Genomic DNA, 17,870 nt, shown 5'->3' with positions numbered 1-17,870 from the left:
AGGCAGCAACCTGACCAGCCTTTACGCAGCTTCACTTTGGCGGATCCTGAAAGCTGGTATGGCTACCATCGACGATCATGATCTTGCCGTTAGCCAGCGGCACAATCTGCTTACCGGGTTTGGTGTTGCTTTCGATTTTAGCCAGCACCGTACTTACCTGCCTGCCCATCTCATCGATGCTTCGTTTGAGCGCTGAAAAGTCGTTCGTACCCGGGCCAAAGTCCGGATGGCTAATCTGCTTAATAATTACCTCCGGCAAACCAAAACCCTTTGCGGCCAACTCCTGTAACGCTCTATGTGGGTTGTCCTGATTGAGGGCTTCCAGTACCGAATCGTATTTTTCCGAACTCTTCGCATTGGTTACCCATTCGCCCCGCTCGACTTCGATATCGGTGCCGTCGATGCGGTGACCACCCCGCTCGTGGGTGCGGCCCGACAGCGGAATCCGGCCCCCTTCGCGCAGCTGGGTAGCCGACAGGGCTTTGATCTTCTGACGGGCCGCTACCAGCGTCGCAATGATAGTAGCCACTCCAGCCACGGCCGCAATGACGCCCACGATGGGACCCAGCTTGGCGTTCTGCTTGGCGGCTTCGGTGGAGGCCTGAAACAGGTTAGCCGCGGCTACGGCCTGTGAGGAAATCATCGTAGCCAGATCAAGCGCCTGTTGCACCTGCTGGGATTTGCGTTTAATGGCCTCCTCTTCGGCCTTCTGACGCTTTAAATCTTCTAGCTCGGCCCTACGCAGTTTCAGGTTGTTAGCGGCCCCTTCCTTATCGCGTTCCTCTTCGATACGGACCTGTTCTTCCTTGGCTTGAATCTGCTGGTCAATGGCGGCAATGCGCTGCTCACTGGCTTCGATCATGGCCTGCGTTGCGCCCTGCACGGCCTGAAATACAGCATCTACCGAACGAAGGAAGATTTCGCGTTCGGTTTCATCTTTGAAGCTTTTGCTAATACCCAGCAAGTCCCAGACGTCACGGTTGGCCGGGCTCAGCAGTTGAATCTCCTTGCGTTTATCCTTGAGGGCTTTTACGTAAGCTTCCAGGCGTTTGATCTCCGGCGTATTGGCCGGATTGGCCTGCCCTTGCAGGGCCGTAAGTTGCTGTTCAGCGGCAAACTCCTGCGCCTGTAAGGCATCGATCTGATTACGCTTGATAAAGCTCGTACCGGTTTCATCATTCCCCTTCGTACGCAGTTCGATGTTCGACAGGGCAATGGATTCGATCGCCTTGGCATCGCGGATGATCTGATCGTAGATCAAATCGCGCCGTTCCCGGGCCTGCTGTTTTACTAACGCTGCGTACTTGGGAGCGTTCTTTTCCTCGGCGGCCAAGAGGCGCTCCCACTTTTCATCGTAGGCGGCCAGCTCCTCGGCATTGCCCCGTTTGACGTAATCGACCCGGGCATTCTGGTACTGGTTGTACATCTCGGCGTACGTGCCCGCGTTCTTTTCTTCGAGGGCCAGAATCTCGGCCCACTTGTTATCAAACAGGGCCAGCTCCTGCTCATTGGTGCCGCGCAGGGTGTTGAGCAGTTCGCGCTGCTCCCGGATACGACGTACGCGAATCTGCCGGTCGGCTTCCACGTCGACGGCGTTGGTACGCTGCTGAAACTGCCGGGCGATGTCGGGCGCATTGCGTTCCAGACTCACCGACTGATCGGGTACGATCTCGCGCTTGCCGGTCAAGCTGTTGATGCGGGTTTTGTTCGACGCGGCCAGTTGCAGCAGCCGTTCCAGATGCTTACGCTCGGCTTCGATTTCTACTTTATCGAGTTTGGCCTTTTCCAGGATATAAGCCTCCCCATCTTTTTGCAGGCTATCCAGCCGGTCCTTCCCGTATTTCTCCTGCAACTCATTGAATTCCTTCAGGTAGTCGTCCTGAGCTGATTGAAGCAACTTGTAATGCTCGATGCTTGCCCGTTCGGCATCCCGCTGGTTTTTAGCCTGCTTTTGCTTCTGCTCGTCGGTAGGCCCTTCGTTGACCAGATTGGCCAGCGTAGCGGCCCGTTCGGCTTCCTGCCGGTTGAGTCGGGCCAGTTCACCAGTCGCCTGCTTTTGGGCCGTCTGAGCGGCCAGGATGCGCTTACGAGAATCGGCAAAGCGTTTGTCGAACTGACTACGCTCACTAGCAGCGGCCCGTTCATATTCGGCCCGCAGTCGGTTGTGATCGGCCCGGGTTTGAGCGTACTCCTCATCCCGTAGCTGTTTGACGCGCTCAGCCGCGGCTTTCTGCGCTTTAGGTACGCTGAGGCCCTGTTGGGTCAAGGTTTGCTCCAGCGCCCGGGTTTGTTCGCTGACCGACCGGCGGGCATCCCGAACGATGGTTTCGGTTTCTTTCTTCAACGCATCGGCAATCTGATTGGACTCCCGTTGGCGATTGGCATCCCGCACGGCCGAATAAAACCCTCCGCCGTTCAGCGGATTCAGGCCCCGAAAGAAAGCGACCAACTCGGATCTACCTTTGGTCAGGTCCTGCACCTGCCGGGTGAAGTTCTGCACAAACCGGCGCATAAAGCCGTCCTGACTCTGGCCAGCCGCGGTGAAAAAACCCGTGATGGCGGCACTGGCTTTTTCCAGATCACCGGCCAGGTTGTCAATCCGCTTTCGCTGCTGTTCATAGGCAACGTCAGTTCCCGTAATTGCCTGGGTCATCTTGGTAATCTCCTCCCGGGTGTCCAGTACGCGCCGGGCTACGATGATATTCTCATCACCAAAGACCTTTTGCAGCTTGGTGGTTGTATCAAACTTCTTAGCCGCGTTCTCCAGGGCCTGATCCAGCCCGACCACCGACGGGCGCAGGTTCTTGTCGGTCTGCGTTTCGAGTTTGACCAGTACGTTCCTAAGACCGGTACCGGCTTCGCTACCTTTGATCATTACCCCCGCCAGCGATTGAATCAGCGCGTTGCCCTGTTCAAAACTCAGACCGGCCGCTTTCATGGCCGTTCCCGAGTTCTGTAAAGCGTCGGCCGTTTCGTTGATCTCAGAGGCCCCTTTGAGCGCTCCAGCGGCCAAGACGTTCACAAACCGACTGGCCTGATCGGCTCCCTCGCTGAACTGGTTTAAACTACCCAAGGCCGCTTTCGCAGCATCAGGCAGACTCAGCCCCGACGCCTGCGAGAGGGCAATAACCTCCTGGGTCGTATCAGCCAGCGCCTGTTGATTTTCCAGCAGTTCAGGCTTAATCGAGCCGATGTTCTGAAAGGCCTGCAGGATCTCGGTAGCGGCAATGCCGGTATCGTCCTGAAGTTGCAGGGCCCGCTGTGCCAGGTAGTCCAGCGCCTTACCCGTTACACCGGTAATGGCCGATACTTCCGAGAGCTTGGCCCCGAACTCTTTCCAGTCGACGACAGCCTTTCGAGCGGCATCGGCAACGCTGAGGGTAATGCCCACCGCGCCCGCCATTTGTGCCAGCCCACCGGCCAGGCTACGCCCCGACAGGAAATCACCCACGCCCTGCAGGCGCCCGGCGGCTTTCGTCTTGATCCGGTCCCAAAGGGAGGAGGATTCCCCCAGCGTAGCGTTCATCCGGCGTAGGGCCGCTTCGACCTGACCAATCTGGGTTTTGAGCTCACCGTACCGGCCGGCCGCCAGGAATTCAAGCTGCCGGCTTTTGAGGTCTTTGAGCTGATTCTCCATCCGCTTGCGTTCGGCCAGCAGGGAGTTCTCTACCGCCTGCACCCGCTGGTAGATCTGTATCTGTTGTCCAAGCGTCTGATTGAACTGTGTAGCGGATTGATTGACGGCCGCGAACGGATTTTGCCGCCGGTAACTTTGCAGCCGATTATCGGCCTTATCAAGGCGGTCGCTGACCTGATCCATGCCGTCGAAAAATTCCGACAGATCGAGATTGTATTTGGCAGTGATCTCTTGTGCCATGGTATAATGGGTTTTGAAGTGAGACGCCTTTTGCGGCCAGGCTAGCCAAGATTAACCCATTACGGCCGGGGAGGCCAAGATACTACCCCTATTGCGGCCGGGGAAGGCCAAGGTAAGCGTACTAATAGAGGGAAGTAGAGTTATACCTCGACTTCTTCCTTCATAGGTTCGAACACATCTGTGCCGACCTGATCGGGCTCTACCTGATCATGAACAAACCCGCGTGTTCTGATGCGGGCGGGAATGCCATCTGGATAGGCAGAACAGTATACACCCGCCTTTCCGGCCCGCATGTGGGCGCAGAAATAACAGGCAGGTGCTGACAAAATACGATTAGCTTGCTTATCCATTGGGGACTACGTTAAAACTCCAGTGTCGTGCCATCGGGCAGGGTATACACCGCCCGGGGCTTACCACCCGCATCGCCCGGCACCTGCTTATAGCGGCCGTGAACCTGCATCATCTTATCGACGGCATCTTTAGGATCGTGCAGTTCGATCTCAATGGTGGTCGTTTCAATGGTTTCGCCTTCTTCCGTAGTTCGCACTTCTTTACGGTGCTTTACTTTCTTGAGCAGTTCGAGATTGTCCTGAGCCTCTTCAGTGGTCAGAGTAATCTCGCCGGTTTCGGTAATGAACGGGCGTAAACTCCCTCTACCCCACTTGGTTAGCCGGCCAATGCACTCACCGACTGGCATGCCGTACTGATCCATCACCGCTGAAATAGCGGTTAAAAGGTAAGGTTTGGTCAAGTTCTCATGGCCAATCTGCTTGGCTGAACGAGCCGAATAGCCAGCCTCCCGAGCGGCCCGGGCTGCGTTCTGATATTGGCAGTAGAGTAGAACAAACTTGCGCTCACGGGTGGTTAGGCCTTTTAAGGGATCGGTGTTATCGGGTGGCTGATTGTTGTCCATAGAGAATAGCTTGGAATTTGAACTACTTAATGAAAGCCGGCAATGGCATTGAATACAACGGTTGACAGTTGATCGGCTTCAACCTGATCGTGCACCGCTTCGCTAAACAGCCACCGGTCGGGAATGCCGTCCGGATAGGCCGAACACGACGCATCGGCCCGCCAGTGCTGACAAAACGCGCAGGCCGATAGCGAAGGCGTCAGCGGTTCCAGCCACTCCCCCTTTTTCTGACCCATCGGTTCTATTTCGTTCGCGGTGTAATTGCTCATTTGATGGTTGCTGGTACCTAGCTCTAAGTTACCCATAATTTGCCGAACGTACCCAACTGATTTGACCCGTTACGGTGTCGCTTTAATTCAGCCGGTTTGCCAGATCATCAGGTACCAGCTCGTGATAGTGCCGGTGCAGATGCTTAATGATCCGGTGAGCGTGCTCCAGGGCCTTATGTAGCTGCAGTTTATCGTACTGTAGTACCTGGTACTGCATGGCCAGAACCTGGTAAGTCTTTTGATCCTGCTGAGCCAGTAGCTCACAGGCTTCCAGTAGTTCAGCCGACAGCGGAATCGGTTGGGGTTCGGCTTCCAGTTGTGGGTTAGCCTGCCAGCGGTTCCACTGGTCATAAAACCGGCTTAACCTGGCATAATGGATCACGAGCTGATCGTCGACGAAACGGGGCAGCAGTTCCTGCCAGGTGTCGATCTGAAAGGCATCCGGATACCGGCTGGCCAGTTCAATTTGCAGAGTGGTCATGGTTGGCACGGGTTTAATTTAGCCGGCTGTCGGGGTTCCAGTTGGTCAGGTTTTTCAGTAGGGTAACACTTTCCTCAGCTACCTGCTGGGAATTAATCGCTATAGTGTGCATCCGGTCGGCTTGTCTTTTCAGGTGATCGCGTTCCTGTCTGGCTGTTTCCAGTTCCAGCTGCAGCATATAGCAACTAAGGGCAAGCTCATCATAGGTCAGCTGTTGTTGTCTGGCCAGCAGTGGAGCCGCGGCCCGTAGGTCATCGGGTATAACCGGAATTGGATGGCCGCTGACTATGGCCCGTTTTACCTCCTCTATATAAGCCTTCAGGTGACGGTCAACAAAGTCAGCCAGCAGGCGCTTCCAGCTCCAGCGGCTGTATGTATCGGGATATAGGCGGGCAATGGCCTGCCGTAGTTGTTTGGTGGTCATAGGGCGGGTTGTGTGAAGGTGGTTAGATCTAAATCCTCAACTCGGACTCCTAATAACCGGGCGAAGGCTTCCCGGCGTGGACTACTAACGAGCTGGCAGGTCGGCTGGCCAGGCTCGTCCCATTCGGCCGGGTATTGGTCGACCATTTGAACGGTCAGTATTTCAAATGAAGGAAAGTAATGGATAGGTTGAGGTAAACTCTGATCAGATTGAGCTGGCCTCTCCTCTGCGTAAATCGGATCGCTTAGTCCATAGGTAATACCATCCCGGATCGTTTTGTAAGCAGCCTGCACATCACGTACATCAGGTCGGTTGGCGATCTCCTGATTTAACACCTCAGCCGCTTCATCTTCTGCCAGCTGACCACCAGCTACCAACCCGCCGGCTAGTCTGGCCGCTTTTAAAAGCTCATGGTGTTTCTGGCCATCGGCCGCATTCCGTACCATATTGGCTAACCGCTCCAGCAGCACCCCCTTATCTGTGTTGATGCTGTAAGTCGGTACCGGCCGTACCGCTTTTACTGGTGGTTTGGTTAAACCAGTAAAGCGTTGGGCTTGTGAATTGATATACGCATCCGGATCATAGGAGTAGTAACGGAACCGGTCTAAATTACGGCCCGACGTATCGACCTTAATATTCATCTGAGCAAATGCCCAGACCAGGGCATCAAACTGCTTTTCGTGTTGTTCAGGATAAGCGATAGGGATGAGAACAAAGTACCCTTTCCCGGAGACAGACAGACCACAATAGGCTACTTCTTTAATCTGACTGAGGTAGCTTTTTAGCTGGTCGAAATCGCCAAGGTGGGCATTGTCTTTGCCGTCAATATCCAGACATATTATGCCGCTATGCTGAACGAAGCCCTTCCCGCTGCGATGTCGAAATGTCCCATGGGGTGTAAAGCCGATCAGTGATCGCTTCAACGTTTTACGCTCACCCTCGTCGGCCGTGGAACGAATCCGGTCGACGAGGGCTTCCAACTGAGCCGATCGACGAGTAACCCAGTAGGAAAGCTTAACCGGTCCACGTGGTTTATCAGGAGCGCTATCTCGCTCAAACCAACTAACCTTAACATCTAGAACGTTTTGCATAATCACAAGTGGTTTGGGAAAGTGGTTTAAGCGCCTTATATATAGGCGCATAAAAAAACCACTTACTTTAACCTAGTTTGTAAATCAGTCTAAACTAGTCTGAACAACTTCAAACCGGTTTGAGAACGGTTGTCGGGTCAGATAATGAATCTGTAGTGATTCGAGAATAAACCGGATACCCTTTGGCGGGCTTGATAGCTCTTACCCATCCCTGAGATTGATAATAAGTCAGCACTTCTTTGGCCAAGGCATCCGTGATTGGCTGTCCTAAGTATTCGGCGGCTCCCTTGATCCGGCGCCAGGTTTCAGCATACCCGGTCGGTTCTTGTTCATTGAAGACTTTGGCTAAGATGCTCTCATGCGTCTCCATGGTAGCGGGGGTTAACTTGCCGGGCTTTAATCGACGGTGGGGATAAACAGTATGGCCTGGTTGGCCGGGAAACTGGCTGCTAGAGTTAAGGTCACCAACCCGGTAGGGCAACCCTTGCTCATCAATGGCGAACGAGAACGGTGAAAACTCTTTATCCCGGCAAAACTCTGGTGCGACGATTTTGACGTCTCTATCGTACGGATCTTTACTTAAGGTGATGACCGTTTCAGCTTTATTGACCAGCTCTGTACCTAAGTGTCCCCTTGCATTGGTATCGCCTTTGTTTTGGTGAAGGACGGTTAGGATATGGATGCGCTTTTCTTCAGTCCAGCGCAAGAGGTCGTTGGCGATTTCTGTTGCCTCCTGTCCGTCGTTGATATCGTAGACTAAATCACGAACGCCGTCGATTACAACCAGGCCTATATTCGGGGTTTGGTTGATCAGCCAATCAATGAACTTCCGACGGGTTTGCGTGGGATAAGACCGCAAAGCATACACCTGCAGGTTTGGGGGCTCGGCCATATCGCTTAACGCACAGATCCGCTTGACTACCCGCCAGACATGGTAACGCCCTTGCTCTGTGTCAAAGTAAAGTACTATCGGACGATCAGCGGGAAGAGTACCTCGAATGCATCCTAGTACAAGATCCTGCTTGATAGCCGCAGCGACAGCGATGGTAATTGTAAAGGTTTTCCCGCCCTTTGCCTTCCCGATGAGCAAGGAGAAATTGCCCAAAGTGGCAACAATGCTTTTGCTGTCACCCTCCTCAACGGTTAAACACACAGCCGGCCGTTCGTACTGCTCCGATGGCTTTACCCTAGCTGTCTGCCGTATCCGATCAAAGTCAGGCAAATCGGTTGTAGGAACGTTACTTGTTGCCGGAGCTGACGTCAGGTTATTGAGCGACCCGCCGGGTGGAACTTTAATATTTTTCGTAACTTCACCCTGTTGTTTAGGCACTTGACTTTGATTAGCCGCCTGGGTGAACGGTTGGACTTCACTCATGGCGGCTATCTTTTTTTAGTGTGGGGCAATCTTCGCAAGTCGGCCCGTAAGCTTAGACTAAGTTTTGAGGAGCGTGACGAAATACGAGGATGCTGGCCAGACGTTGTTAGAACGACTTGAAACCAGTTCCAGAAGTTTGGGTAGTTATTCGTGGCAAACCGTAGCCCATTGGCGTCAGGCTGCTCACCCTGACGGCCGGACAAAACCTCAATGGTTATGGTTTTGCCGCCGATCTCACAACGAACGCCATCTAACGGCCGTCGTTGTAATAGACCTTTTAGACCACCATGTTGCAGTTCCTCTAAGCTTAAGTGATCATAAACCCCTCTTACGTTACGGCCATGGCTCTTTAGAGTGGCAACAATCAGGTCTATTAACGTACGCTTCTGCTGAGGGTCATCAGGAGCTTTGACGTGATGGAGCTTTTTCATGCTACCTGCCCCTTCCCTCTGCGATTGCCGCGGCTTGACCGTGATTGATTATACTGCTGAGCCTGTTCGTCAACAGTAGCTGTTCTGTGCGATTTCAGCCACTCGATAAGTTCTAAGCGTGAGAAGTATAGCCGAGATCCAGTAGGTTTGGAGAACGGAATCTTACGGTCAGAGACAAGGCCGTAAATAGTTTGAGTTGTTAGATGCAGGAAATCAGCAGCCTGGTCAATGGTTAAGATCTCATCTGAAGAGGCTGAAGATGATTCCTTACCTTGTAGATAACATAAAATTTGCTCGTTCTGCGATTCTATACGGTTCATTCGTCGGACCAGTATCGCAAAGGGGTTTTCGGTAATCAGATCTTTTTCACTTGCCATAAGACCCATCAAGTTTGGTTGATGGGTCAAATTTGAGGTATGGTTAATTTGTATTTCTGACTGTCAATGATTAGTCAAAAAATTGTTAATTGTCAGTTTATGGCGTTTTATCTGGAGTTCTTCGTTAATTTCTGCTCTTTGAAGAAGTTGAATATTTGTATGTAATGTGGATCGGCCACCTACATTTCCAAAAGAGGTAACTAGTGCTTTATGCAAAGCGGTTTGATTATGTCCTAAGATGGGTTTGATTAATTCGAGACCATCCAAAGCATACAGCATGTAAGCAAAATCCTTTGGGCTTTTGCCAGTATACGTTTCAATAAGAAACTGCATTATTTCCTCACGGCTTTTCACAATATTCTCGCGGTTTTCTGCATCTAAATATTCTGCAAAACTTATTCCTCCTAATGCACTGTCATTTTTTTGTTTATTATGTTCGTTTTCTTTTTGACTTATCCGACGGGCGCATATATCTACAATTTGCTGGCCAGTCCAATCTTCCATCCAATTCATCGCCCAGCTTCGGGCGTACTTAGAGCCATCTAACCCTTGCCAATTGCCAAATTGCAACTCCCATTGGGCAAACTCGACAAACGTTTTGAGATGGTGGTCCCGCCAGATAGGCTCATTCCATACTTCAAGATAAATACAGTTGAAACGAGTCAGGCAGGATATGAGCTCATCATCATCCAGACAATTGTCCAATACTTTTTCTACTTGTTTAACAAAGCTTGCCCGAATTTCATACGCTTCCTCTTGCAGGTCTAAGGCGTGCTCATCTACGGAAATACTCCACATAGCAACGGTATTTTACATATCTAGTTTAATCCGATCAACAGCCGCCCGCTTCTGTTCATTGACGATCCGAGCGTAGATCTGCGTAGTAGCCAGGTCCTGATGGCCTAATAGTTTGGAGACGGTATAGATGTCGGTACCGTTCTGAAGCTGGAGCGTTGCGAACGTATGCCGGAAAGCATGGAACGTGATCGGCCGGTTAATGCCGGCGCTGGTAGCCCACTGCTGCAGTTTATTGTTCTGATGAGAGGAATACAGCAGGTGAGGAAAAACCCGCTCAGCATCCCGTCCACGCTCACCAAGGAGGGCCCGGGCCTGGGAGCTTAAGGGTAACGTTTCGGTTTCCTGGGTCTTTCGCTGAATGAATCGTATATATGGACCGTTCGCATCGTCATACACCTCGCTCCAAGTCATTTTTTCAATGTCGCTGTAACGCAAGCCTGTCAAGGCCGAAAACAACCCAGCTCGTTTAAGCTGAGGTATATCACAATCGGTCTTTGCTATGGCCTGTAGTTCGGCCAGGCTAAGAAAGGTACGCTCAGCAGCCTTGGGCTTATATGGCTTTACCTTCTCTCCTACATTGCTGGCCAGTACCCCGTCCTGAACCGCCCGCTTGATAGCCGTCTTAAAGATGATGAAGTAACCGACGGCCGTGCTGTAGGATATGGTTTGATTATTAAGCCGCTGCGTGTTAAGGTTCTTAGCCGTTAGCAGGTACTCTTTGAACTGTCGACAAAAGCTTTCGGTAACGGCATCGACAGGCAAACGACCATTACTAAAAATATGCAGATGATGGTAAACACACAGCCAGTTGCCCCGCGCTTTAGTCTGGTTGGTTTTAAACCGCTTATCGGCCTGATCCTTGAACCATTGTAGAAAGTCAGTCGTTACGTTCAGCTTCTTTTTCAAAAAGCCGTAGTTACCAGCCTGAACCTCCAGCTGTCGACCGGCGCAAATATTCTGAGCTAACAGCTTTGTTTCCTTGTTGTGCCGTCGATCCAGTTCGGTCCGTGGCTTTTCGAAGATATACAGCCCTAAGAATTCCCGGCGTGTCGGCTTGCCAGTTTCCGGATGTGGAATAGGTGGATAGAAATCCAGGTAGAGACTTTTACGGGCATCACTAATTGGCTTCTCACGTAGGGTTACTTTCATGGCTTGTATCTTACACCTGAGTTTTGTACCTCATCCTAAAGTAAAAACGGAATCAGTAGCCACTAAAGGTACAAAGTACAGGTAAATAAACCAATATCAAAGCTATAAAGAACACATAGGATATAAACGAAAAAGCCCTCATACGCTACGTACAAGGGCTTTAAATAGTCGTTAGTTATATATCAGCTTGGGGCCGGTAATTAACCGTGAAAGAAATCTTTCATCTTCTCGAAGAACCCTTTTTCGTTCTTGTTCGGCTTGGGCTGGAAGTTTGGTGAATTCCGCAGTTTCTCCAGCATGGCCCGCTCGTCGGACGACAGCGTTTTGGGCGTCCAGACATTTACATGAACCAGTTGGTCACCGCGTCCGTAGCCGTTCAGTTCTTTAATGCCTTTTCCTTTCAGGCGCAGGATTTTACCGCTCTGCGTACCGGGCTCCAGCGTAATGCGGGCGCGACCATCGATGGTTGGCACTTCCACGCTGGTACCGATGGCGGCATCCACAAAGCTGACGTACAGATCAAACACGACGTTATTGCCATCGCGCTTCAGGTCGGCATCTTCCTCCTCTTCGATCACGATGAGCAGGTCGCCCGCAACGCCCCCGCGCGGTGGTACGTTTCCTTTGCCACCTACCGAGAGCTGAATCCCCTCGGCCACCCCAGCCGGGATCTTGATTGGGATTACATCCTCCTGCAATACGCGGCCTTCGCCAAAGCAAACGTCACAGCGCTCGGTTACGATCTTGCCTTCGCCGTTACAGGTCGGGCAGGTGTTGGTCGAGACCATCTGCCCCAGCATGGTGTTCACCACTTTGCGGGTCTGCCCGGTACCATTACAGGTCGAGCAGGTCTGCACGGCGGTGCCGTTGCGGGAGCCGTTTCCACCACAGGTCGTACAGGACACGTGGCGTTTTACTTTGATTTTCTTTTCGACGCCGTTGGCAACTTCCTGCAAATTCAGCTTCAGTTTAATGCGCAGGTCTGAGCCCCGCCGGACGCGCTGCCGCTGACCACCCGGTCCGCCCGCTCCCCGGAAGAAGCTGCCGAACGGTGAATCATCGCCAAACACATCGCCAAACTGGCTGAAAATATCCTCCATCGTCGGGCCGCCGGGTCCGTAGCCGCCACTAGCCGCCCCTCCCATGCCAGCATGACCAAACTGATCATAGCGGGCCTTTTTCTGAGGGTCACTCAAGACGTCGTACGCTTCGGCAGCCTCCTTGAATTTCTCTTCGGCGGTCGGATCATCCGGATTTTTATCCGGGTGGTATTTGATGGCCATCTTCCGATAAGCCTTCTTCAGATCCTCCGCCGACGCATTCTTGTCAACGCCCAGTATCTCGTAATAGTCGCGTTTCGTTGCCATATCTTAACGATTGAATGATTGAGTTGTCGAATGATTGAATTGGTGGCCAGGCTACGCAATTCAATCATTCGACAACTCAATCATTCAATTAACTGCCAATAATAACCTTAGCAAATCGAATTACTTTATCGTTCAGGTAGTACCCTTTTTCAATCTCGTCAATCACCTTGCCTTTGAGGTCGTCGGTTGGGGCCGGAAACTGCGTCACCGACTCATGCAGATCAGCATCGAACGGCTCTCCCTTCGACGTCATCGGCTTCAGGCCTTTGCTTTCCAGCGTTTTATAGAGCTTGTTGTAAATCAGGGATACCCCCTCCTTCAACGCAGCAACGTCGGAGGTAGTTTCCAGCGACTGCATGGCCCGTTCGAAATCGTCGACCACCGGCAGCAGGGCGAGCAGCAGCCCTTTGTTGGCATCGCTGATCAGGTCCAGCTTCTCTTTGGCCGTACGCCGGCGGAAGTTTTCGAAATCGGCGTAGAGCCGAACGTATTTGTCCTTCAGTTCGGCCAGTTCGCGGGCGGTGGTGTCAGTTGCCGACGGTTCAGCCGGTTGCGCTTCCTCGGGCATTCCGCCGTTGATTGTCACGGCTTCGTCAGTTGTAGGCGTACTCGATTCAGCAGCAGTTGTTTCTTCGGTAACGTTGTCAGGTTGTTCGGTATTGGCAGACGATTGCTCGTCCAAAATGTCTTTATTTTCCATAAAAGAACTCTTCTTTCTCTTCCAGAAATCCATGAGCAAAGATGCGCAATAAAGTTGCCAAAACCACGTCTACTGACAAGCTGACAGGTTCATTTACATAAGATTCTTGTATAGTATCGAATTTATTGAGGCCAAATTTCCGTTTACTCAAGAACAGGCCACAGCATGAATACAGCAACCATCCGGCATACTCAACTGATTAAGCACAAAGCCCTTGAGCTGGGTTTTGACTTCTGCGGTATTGCCCGGGCTGATTTTCTGGAAGACGAAGCGCCCCGGCTCGAAACCTGGTTGAAGAACGGCATGCACGGCCAGATGGATTATATGGCTAACCATTTCGACAAGCGGCTCGACCCTCGGCTGCTCGTCGACGACGCCAAATCCGTACTTACGTTACTGCTCAATTACTACCCGGAGCAGCGGCTCCCCGAGGGCGACGATGACTATAAACTGTCGAAATACGCCTATGGCACCGACTATCATTTTGTCATAAAAGACAAGCTGAAAGACTTGATGGCGTTCATCCGGACGGAGATCGGCGAGGTGGGCGGCCGGGCGTTTGTCGATTCGGCTCCGGTGATGGACAAAGCCTGGGCCAAACGCGCCGGACTGGGCTGGGTCGGTAAACATACCAACCTGATCAACCGTGAGATTGGCAGCTATTTTTTCATTGGGGAACTGATTCTGGACCTTGACCTGGAGCCCGACAGCCCCATGGCCGACTACTGCGGTACGTGTACCCGCTGCATCGACGCCTGCCCTACCGAGGCTATTGTGGCGCCTTACGTAGTAGACGGCAGCAAGTGCATTTCTTATTTTACGATCGAACTAAAGGAAGCCCTGCCCGACGACGTTCGGGGCAAGTTTAACAACTGGGTGTTTGGTTGCGACATCTGCCAGGACGTTTGCCCCTGGAACCGCTTTGCCCGCCCGCATCAGACGCCCGAATTCGCACCCCACCCCGACCTGACTACTTTCTCGCGGAACGATTGGGAAGACATTACCGAAGAGGTGTTTCGGGAGGTATTTCGCCGATCGGCCGTCAAACGAACCAAACTGGAAGGGCTAAAGCGCAACATTCGGTTTGTAGGCGACTCTTCTACAACATAATCACCAATTCCGGGCGTCTTTCCTGCTCAATGAATGCCTTATCATAGGATTTGTCCCGTTTGCTAAATCTAGATGAAATGTGTCCACTTGTTGCGTTATATATGACATCTGAAATCCACTCCGAATCAATGCAACGAGATCGAGCACAGACTGAGCAGCGCCTGATTGAAGCAGTAGGCCTCATGATTGCCGAAGAAGGCTACGATAAAATTGGCATTAATCGAGTTGCGGCCCGGGCCGGCGTAAACAAGATTTTGATTTATCGCTATTTTGGTGGGTTACAGGGATTACTCGACGCCTATCTACAGCACCTTCAGCTTAACCTGACATCCTCCGCAATCGATATGGAACGGCTGCACAACGCGACGCTGGAAGAAATCTTCGAGTATTGTGCAGATTATTTCATCGACGAATACCGGCGGTTTCGGCGGGATACCAGGGCGCAGGAGCTGCTCAAGGCGGCCCTGTTGAGCAAAGACTACCCGGCCAATGTGTTTGCCGAACGTGAGCAGCACCTGGGGGCCATCATTAAACAGATCAGTGATCTCATTCAAGCTCCCTACGGCCTTGCCTTTGCTACGTTCATGCACAGTGCCATGATTACGCTTACGGTCTTTAAGCAGCAGCATAAGAAACCGTTTGGTCTCGACCTCGACGATGATGCCGCCTGGGGACAGATTGAGGCTGTCATTCGACACATTTTCCGAGGGTCGTATGCTTTCATGAAAAAGCAGCTACCGGACCTGACGACGATGCCACACCTGACCGAATCAGACCTCTCGTCAACCGATGGAAACCCGGCCTAGGGCTTCCCCAACCTGCCATACTTCGTCAAACGTATTGTAGAGTGGGTTGGGGGCCAGCCGAATGCAGTTGGGCTCGCGCCAGTCGCCGATAAGGCCGCCTGATGCCAGCCGATCAAACAGAGCCTTCCCGTTGTCGCGTACCAGTAACGACAGCTGACAACCGCGTTGATTCGGATCAGCGGGCGTCAGGATTTGATACGGCAACGAACCAGCCTCATCCGATCGTCCGAATCCGGCTTCCAGCAGAACATGTTCGAGAAAACCGGTCAGTTGTTCGCTTTTTCGACGTAGCTGGGGCATGCCTGCCTCGGCAGTGATGGATAGCGCAGCGCGATGCATTGCCAGCGCCACGATGTTGGGCGTACTGAGTTGCCAGCCATCGGCTCCGTGCATCGGCACAAACCCTTTGGTCATAGCGAACCGGGTTTCTTCCTGGTAGCCCCACCAGCCCGCCAGCCGGGGCAGATTACGGTCATGGTGTTTCTGGTGCACAAAAATGCCCGAGATCGCTCCGGGGCCACCATTCAGGTATTTGTAGGAGCACCAGGTCGCAAAATCAACGCCCCAGTCGTGGAGTTGCAGCGGTACGTTCCCGATGGCATGAGCCAGATCAAACCCAACCGGAATACCATAGTGCCGGGCCGTTTCGGCAATAACGGCCATGTTATACACCTGACCAGTATAATAGTTGAGTCCACTCAGCCAGATCAGCGCCAGAGAATCGCAGTGTTCGGCAATGGCCCGCTGGATGTCAGACGTATGAATCAGTCCGTCGGTCCGGGGCGACACTTCAATGATCGCATCGGCAGGTGGATAGCTCCGGAACGCAGCGTGCGTTTCGAGGGCATACTGATCAGACGGGAAATCGCCGGCAATGGTCAGAATCTTGTATTTAGTCGGCGTTGGCCGGTAGAATGACGCTAACAGCAGATGCAGGTTTACCGTCAAGGCATTCATAGGGCAAACCTCCACCGGCTCCGCACCGACAATCTGCCCCAAAGCTTCTTTGCAGGTTCGGTGGTAACTTAACCAGGGCGTTTCCCCGTCAAACCACCCTTCCACTCCAAGGTGCTGCCAGGTTGTTAGTTCAGCATCGGCGGCCTCCCGAACAGCCTTGGGCTGTAGCCCAAGTGAGTTGCCACAGAAATAAATCAGGGCGTTACCCTCGCGCTCCGGAATGAAAAAACGATCGCGGAAGTGACGTAGTGGATCTGTACGATCGAGTTCCTGAGCAAATGATCTTGTATTGTGGAATACCATGGTCGGCTATTCAAGCAGAAAACACAGCTTTAACTAATAATATAGTTCCCGCTACGTTACTACGTTGTCTAAACTAATCTGCAAATATCATGAAAAGACTCGGTTCCCTTCTGCTTTGTCTTTTACTGAGCACGAACCTACTGGCTCAGGGTACAACGAATCAGGTAAGCAAGCCGCCAAAACCGCAGCTTTTTCTGTCCTTAAACAATCGGACCATCGATTTTGGCCGGCAGGACGTGTTTGCGAGTAAGACGGATACGCTGATGGCCTGGCAAGGAAAAATTACTGATGCTGCCTCTAAAAGCTACGCACCTTACGTAACAATCGGTGAGGTAGTTGTCAGTCTGGTACGTGACAGCCGGCGCGTTGGTTTTGTCAGTCTGGCGAATGGTACCGGCTCCATTGCCTCACTGGCTGCTCAGGCCCGATCCGGCGATCGGTACGTGATCCAGCTTGACAAAATAACGGCCGAAACCCGGAATGGCGTAAAAGAAACGATCGACCTGCAACCGGTTTATCTAGTCAGCATTCGGTTGTGAGCGTACTAGCCAACCTGCCTTTAGTCTACTTACTACGTTGTTATTCAAGGACTTTAATCAACAATTAATTTATTTTGTCCTGAATTTAATCCGACCTTAATTACGACTTCTCCCGGCACCTGTAATATTGCATCAACAAGCCAACCCCACCCATGAACCAGTTCATCGCAATTCATTACAACGGCCAGACGCCTGCTTTTACGTATACGAACACGCTGGAAGATGCCAGGCGGCACCTGAGCAGCCTGATAACAAAACATCAGGTTAGCCCCAGCGATGCCATGGCCATTGTTCGTGCTGCCGATGACCACATTTTATACTTCAAGCTGGATAACAACACCGTGTCCGACCTATCGTCAGCCCGGCCTGCTCAACCCAGCTTTATGACGCAATTGTCTCGCTTTGCCAGTTCATGCACGCTTTGGTTCCGACACTCCTTCGCGACGCACGAGAAATAAACTAGTTTCACAACTACTATCACCAAAAAAGCCGTTCAGCATTGCTGAACGGCTTTTTTGGTGGCAATCAAACCAACTATTGATGATCCATACCACCCTTCTTACAGCAGGAGGGCAGTTTGTTATAACCAACCTCATCGGCAGGTAGCTCGTCAGCGTCGTACCCGGTTTTAACAATGTTAGCCTTTAATTTGGCCACATCCGTTTTCTTCGGGTTGTATGTAATGGTAACCACTTTCGATTTTACGTCAAGAGCCGCGTTCTTAACGCCCTTTTCGAACGACAGATTACGTTCAATACGGGCTTTGCACATGCCGCAGACGGCCGAGGTCTTAATCTTTATCTCTTTCTCCTTATCGTCGTCTGTCAACGATCCGGCGGCAAACGATAGGTTTCCCAGCAGGAAAAAGGCAGTCAGGAAGGCCAGCAATGATGTACGATACAT

General features: G+C 52.1%; 19 protein-coding genes. 4 read left to right on the top strand and 15 right to left on the bottom strand.

Annotated features, from left to right (window positions below; translation table 11 throughout):
- Window positions 1–31: 31 nt before the first annotated feature.
- From DYU11_RS07235 to DYU11_RS07175, 13 genes are all read right to left on the bottom strand, one after another.
- Window positions 32–3,877, bottom strand: coding sequence for a phage tail tape measure protein (locus DYU11_RS07235; protein WP_119666991.1), 3,846 nt, complete (start codon window positions 3,875–3,877; stop codon window positions 32–34).
- 140 nt (window positions 3,878–4,017) lie between these two features.
- Entirely contained in the window at window positions 4,018–4,227 is a 210-nt protein-coding gene (locus tag DYU11_RS07230) for a hypothetical protein (protein WP_119666990.1), read from the bottom strand.
- A gap of 11 nt (window positions 4,228–4,238) precedes the next feature.
- A complete protein-coding gene (locus tag DYU11_RS07225; protein ID WP_119666989.1) occupies window positions 4,239–4,790 on the bottom strand; it encodes a terminase small subunit in 552 nt (183 codons plus the stop codon).
- A gap of 26 nt (window positions 4,791–4,816) precedes the next feature.
- Window positions 4,817–5,059, bottom strand: coding sequence for a hypothetical protein (locus tag DYU11_RS07220; protein ID WP_119666988.1), 243 nt, complete (start codon window positions 5,057–5,059; stop codon window positions 4,817–4,819).
- A gap of 82 nt (window positions 5,060–5,141) precedes the next feature.
- A complete protein-coding gene (locus tag DYU11_RS07215) occupies window positions 5,142–5,540 on the bottom strand; it encodes a hypothetical protein (RefSeq protein ID WP_119666987.1) in 399 nt (132 codons plus the stop codon).
- A gap of 13 nt (window positions 5,541–5,553) precedes the next feature.
- Window positions 5,554–5,964 (bottom strand): hypothetical protein, encoded by a 411-nt coding sequence (locus tag DYU11_RS07210; protein WP_119666986.1) that lies wholly within the window; start codon window positions 5,962–5,964, stop codon window positions 5,554–5,556.
- Window positions 5,961–7,055 (bottom strand): BT4734/BF3469 family protein, encoded by a 1,095-nt coding sequence (locus DYU11_RS07205; RefSeq protein WP_158600232.1) that lies wholly within the window; start codon window positions 7,053–7,055, stop codon window positions 5,961–5,963. Before DYU11_RS07205 ends, DYU11_RS07210 begins: the two co-directional genes overlap by 4 nt.
- A 109-nt stretch (window positions 7,056–7,164) precedes the next feature.
- A complete protein-coding gene (locus tag DYU11_RS07200) occupies window positions 7,165–8,430 on the bottom strand; it encodes an AAA family ATPase (RefSeq protein ID WP_119666984.1) in 1,266 nt (421 codons plus the stop codon).
- Window positions 8,431–8,857: 427 nt separating this feature from the next.
- Window positions 8,858–9,238 (bottom strand): helix-turn-helix domain-containing protein, encoded by a 381-nt coding sequence (locus DYU11_RS07195; RefSeq protein ID WP_158600231.1) that lies wholly within the window; start codon window positions 9,236–9,238, stop codon window positions 8,858–8,860.
- Window positions 9,239–9,301: 63 nt separating this feature from the next.
- Window positions 9,302–10,036, bottom strand: coding sequence for a hypothetical protein (locus DYU11_RS07190; protein ID WP_119666982.1), 735 nt, complete (start codon window positions 10,034–10,036; stop codon window positions 9,302–9,304).
- A 12-nt stretch (window positions 10,037–10,048) separates the two neighbouring features.
- Window positions 10,049–11,185, bottom strand: a complete 1,137-nt coding sequence (locus tag DYU11_RS07185) for a tyrosine-type recombinase/integrase (protein WP_119666981.1) — start codon at window positions 11,183–11,185, stop codon at window positions 10,049–10,051.
- Window positions 11,186–11,385: 200 nt separating this feature from the next.
- Window positions 11,386–12,552 carry a molecular chaperone DnaJ gene (dnaJ, locus tag DYU11_RS07180; protein WP_119666980.1) on the bottom strand — a complete coding sequence of 389 codons (1,167 nt, stop codon included), beginning with the start codon at window positions 12,550–12,552 and terminating at the stop codon, window positions 11,386–11,388.
- 88 nt (window positions 12,553–12,640) lie between these two features.
- Entirely contained in the window at window positions 12,641–13,252 is a 612-nt protein-coding gene (locus DYU11_RS07175) for a nucleotide exchange factor GrpE (RefSeq protein WP_119666979.1), read from the bottom strand.
- Between the two features lie 165 nt (window positions 13,253–13,417).
- Between DYU11_RS07175 and queG the strand changes: the two genes are divergently transcribed.
- Window positions 13,418–14,362 carry a tRNA epoxyqueuosine(34) reductase QueG gene (gene queG / locus DYU11_RS07170; RefSeq protein ID WP_119666978.1) on the top strand — a complete coding sequence of 315 codons (945 nt, stop codon included), beginning with the start codon at window positions 13,418–13,420 and terminating at the stop codon, window positions 14,360–14,362.
- Window positions 14,363–14,490: 128 nt separating this feature from the next.
- On the top strand, window positions 14,491–15,168 hold the full coding sequence (locus DYU11_RS07165) for a TetR/AcrR family transcriptional regulator (protein WP_158600230.1): 678 nt from the start codon (window positions 14,491–14,493) through the stop codon (window positions 15,166–15,168).
- Here DYU11_RS07165 and kynU read toward each other — a convergent pair.
- Complete coding sequence (gene kynU / locus DYU11_RS07160) at window positions 15,145–16,428, bottom strand: kynureninase (protein WP_119666976.1); 1,284 nt, start codon at window positions 16,426–16,428, stop codon at window positions 15,145–15,147. The two genes, DYU11_RS07165 and kynU, sit on opposite strands and share 24 nt — an antisense overlap.
- 89 nt (window positions 16,429–16,517) lie before the next feature.
- Between kynU and DYU11_RS07155 the strand changes: the two genes are divergently transcribed.
- A complete protein-coding gene (locus tag DYU11_RS07155; protein WP_119666975.1) occupies window positions 16,518–16,967 on the top strand; it encodes a hypothetical protein in 450 nt (149 codons plus the stop codon).
- Window positions 16,968–17,119: 152 nt separating this feature from the next.
- Window positions 17,120–17,425 carry a hypothetical protein gene (locus tag DYU11_RS07150; RefSeq protein WP_119666974.1) on the top strand — a complete coding sequence of 102 codons (306 nt, stop codon included), beginning with the start codon at window positions 17,120–17,122 and terminating at the stop codon, window positions 17,423–17,425.
- Window positions 17,426–17,501: 76 nt separating this feature from the next.
- On the opposite strand, the gene DYU11_RS07145 is transcribed toward DYU11_RS07150, so the two are convergent.
- Window positions 17,502–17,870, bottom strand: coding sequence for a heavy-metal-associated domain-containing protein (locus tag DYU11_RS07145; RefSeq protein ID WP_119666973.1), 369 nt, complete (start codon window positions 17,868–17,870; stop codon window positions 17,502–17,504).

The sequence above is a fragment of the Fibrisoma montanum genome, assembly GCF_003583365.1.
Taxonomy (GTDB): domain Bacteria; phylum Bacteroidota; class Bacteroidia; order Cytophagales; family Spirosomataceae; genus Fibrisoma; species Fibrisoma montanum.
This window is presented reverse-complemented; position numbering and strand designations above follow the sequence as displayed.

Bases quoted from the DNA above. Each gene is read 5' to 3' on its own strand.
- DYU11_RS07235 (WP_119666991.1), bottom strand. From the start codon at position 3,877: ATGGCACAAGAGATCACTGCCAAATACAATCTCGATCTGTCGGAATTT.
- DYU11_RS07230 (WP_119666990.1), bottom strand. From the start codon at position 4,227: ATGGATAAGCAAGCTAATCGTATTTTGTCAGCACCTGCCTGTTATTTC.
- DYU11_RS07225 (WP_119666989.1), bottom strand. From the start codon at position 4,790: ATGGACAACAATCAGCCACCCGATAACACCGATCCCTTAAAAGGCCTA.
- DYU11_RS07220 (WP_119666988.1), bottom strand. From the start codon at position 5,059: ATGAGCAATTACACCGCGAACGAAATAGAACCGATGGGTCAGAAAAAG.
- DYU11_RS07215 (WP_119666987.1), bottom strand. From the start codon at position 5,540: ATGACCACTCTGCAAATTGAACTGGCCAGCCGGTATCCGGATGCCTTT.
- DYU11_RS07210 (WP_119666986.1), bottom strand. From the start codon at position 5,964: ATGACCACCAAACAACTACGGCAGGCCATTGCCCGCCTATATCCCGAT.
- DYU11_RS07205 (WP_158600232.1), bottom strand. From the start codon at position 7,055: ATGCAAAACGTTCTAGATGTTAAGGTTAGTTGGTTTGAGCGAGATAGC.
- DYU11_RS07200 (WP_119666984.1), bottom strand. From the start codon at position 8,430: ATGAGTGAAGTCCAACCGTTCACCCAGGCGGCTAATCAAAGTCAAGTG.
- DYU11_RS07195 (WP_158600231.1), bottom strand. From the start codon at position 9,238: ATGGCAAGTGAAAAAGATCTGATTACCGAAAACCCCTTTGCGATACTG.
- DYU11_RS07190 (WP_119666982.1), bottom strand. From the start codon at position 10,036: ATGTGGAGTATTTCCGTAGATGAGCACGCCTTAGACCTGCAAGAGGAA.
- DYU11_RS07185 (WP_119666981.1), bottom strand. From the start codon at position 11,185: ATGAAAGTAACCCTACGTGAGAAGCCAATTAGTGATGCCCGTAAAAGT.
- dnaJ (WP_119666980.1), bottom strand. From the start codon at position 12,552: ATGGCAACGAAACGCGACTATTACGAGATACTGGGCGTTGACAAGAAT.
- DYU11_RS07175 (WP_119666979.1), bottom strand. From the start codon at position 13,252: ATGGAAAATAAAGACATTTTGGACGAGCAATCGTCTGCCAATACCGAA.
- queG (WP_119666978.1), top strand. From the start codon at position 13,418: ATGAATACAGCAACCATCCGGCATACTCAACTGATTAAGCACAAAGCC.
- DYU11_RS07165 (WP_158600230.1), top strand. From the start codon at position 14,491: ATGCAACGAGATCGAGCACAGACTGAGCAGCGCCTGATTGAAGCAGTA.
- kynU (WP_119666976.1), bottom strand. From the start codon at position 16,428: ATGGTATTCCACAATACAAGATCATTTGCTCAGGAACTCGATCGTACA.
- DYU11_RS07155 (WP_119666975.1), top strand. From the start codon at position 16,518: ATGAAAAGACTCGGTTCCCTTCTGCTTTGTCTTTTACTGAGCACGAAC.
- DYU11_RS07150 (WP_119666974.1), top strand. From the start codon at position 17,120: ATGAACCAGTTCATCGCAATTCATTACAACGGCCAGACGCCTGCTTTT.
- DYU11_RS07145 (WP_119666973.1), bottom strand. From the start codon at position 17,870: ATGTATCGTACATCATTGCTGGCCTTCCTGACTGCCTTTTTCCTGCTG.